Origin of the sequence: Apilactobacillus nanyangensis, assembly GCF_016861915.1 — a bacterium.
Taxonomy (GTDB): Bacteria; Bacillota; Bacilli; order Lactobacillales; family Lactobacillaceae; genus Apilactobacillus; species Apilactobacillus nanyangensis.
Genome location: NZ_BOLX01000033.1, coordinates 1 through 1,461 on the forward strand (window position 1 = coordinate 1; position 1,461 = coordinate 1,461).

2 protein-coding genes are annotated in these 1,461 nt (G+C 31.3%); both read right to left on the reverse strand.

All coding sequences use genetic code 11. From position 1 onward, the window contains the following. Window positions 1-42: 42 nt before the first annotated feature. Window positions 43-945, reverse strand: coding sequence for an IS3 family transposase (locus JUD45_RS07030; RefSeq protein ID WP_081010576.1), 903 nt, complete (start codon window positions 943-945; stop codon window positions 43-45). After that, window positions 909-1,461, reverse strand: a 553-nt coding sequence (locus JUD45_RS07035; RefSeq protein WP_138726328.1) for a helix-turn-helix domain-containing protein, incomplete at its 5' end; no start/stop codon positions are given. The genes JUD45_RS07030 and JUD45_RS07035, both read right to left, overlap by 37 nt.

Consider the following 1,461-nt stretch of genomic DNA (forward strand, 5'->3'; position numbering starts at 1 on the left):
TGATGTGCACCCCAAAAGTTGTACATTATTATATTGTTTTTCCTAGGCGGAAAGTTTCCGGTATTGAACCGGTGACTTTCCGCCTAGTTTTGTTTTAATACGATGATTATTGTAATAATCAATCCATATTTTCATTGATGAAATTAAATCCTCTTTAAAGTCATAATTACAGTCCATGATTTCAGCTTTCATAATATGGAAAAATGATTCCATAGGTGAGTTATCAATACAATTTCCCTTACGAGACATGCTTTGAAACATTTTATTCTTCTTAAGCTCTTTTTGCCAGATGTGACTTTGATACTGAGCTCCCTGATCACTATGAATGGTCGTTCTGTATGGTAAACCCTTAACTAATTGAATAACTTCTTTCAGCGGCTTCATAACACAGTTCATATTTGGATGTCTGCTAATGTTATAGGATATTATTTCACCAGAAAATAAATCCATAATAGGTGAAAGGTAAACACGATGATTAATATCACAATTTCCATATCTGAATTCACTGATATCGGTACAGAGCTTTTGATATGGTCTATCAGTATTAAATCTGCGATTTAATTGATTTGATTTAAGTTTTCCAACTTGACCACGATAGGAATTATACTTACGTGTTTTTCTTGAATATGATGAGGATAGTAAATTATTCTTTTTCATTATCCTTAATACTAGTTTGTGGTTAACACGGTATCCACGATTAGTTAATTCTAAACATACTCTTCTATATCCGTAGGATTTATTTTTATCTTTAATATCCTTGATAATTTTAGTGATTTCAGCGTACTTATCAGGCTTATTTTGGATTGATCTAATGTAATAATAGGTACTTCTAGATATCCTTAATGCCTTTAGTATTAATGTTTTAGTAGTATGGTATTTCAGCCTTAGTTCGTCGATTATTTTAATAATTACTTCTGGTCTTCTTCGTCGTCTAAGGCCCTCAATTTTTTTAAGAAATCATTCTCTATTCTCAACATTAAATTTTCTTCTTCGAGCTTCTTTAATTTTTCTTTATCGGTATTAGTGTTGTTTGAGTTGGCTTTGTTAGTTTTCTTTTTTGTCATGGCTTTTCTTTCCCTTCGGGACAATAAACCATCGATACCTTTTTTCTCTAATCGCTTTTCCCAAGTCCAGATAGTTGATGGAGATGGAATATTAAAATGATAAGCTGTCTCTGGATAAGATGATTTAGTCGTTTTCATCCAGTTTAATATATATTGTTTCTCTTTAGTAGAGTATTCAATCACTTTATTACTTTTTTTCAGACCATCTAGACCATATTTTTTGTAACTCTTAACCCAACATAAAACAGTATTTCTACTTTTAATCCCAAATTTTCTAGCTACCATTTGAGATCCCATACCGTTTAGGTATGTGTTAATTACATTTAATTTATCTTCTACTTTATATTTAGACACAAAAACACCCCAAAGTTTTGTACAAACTTTGGGGTGCAGTGCA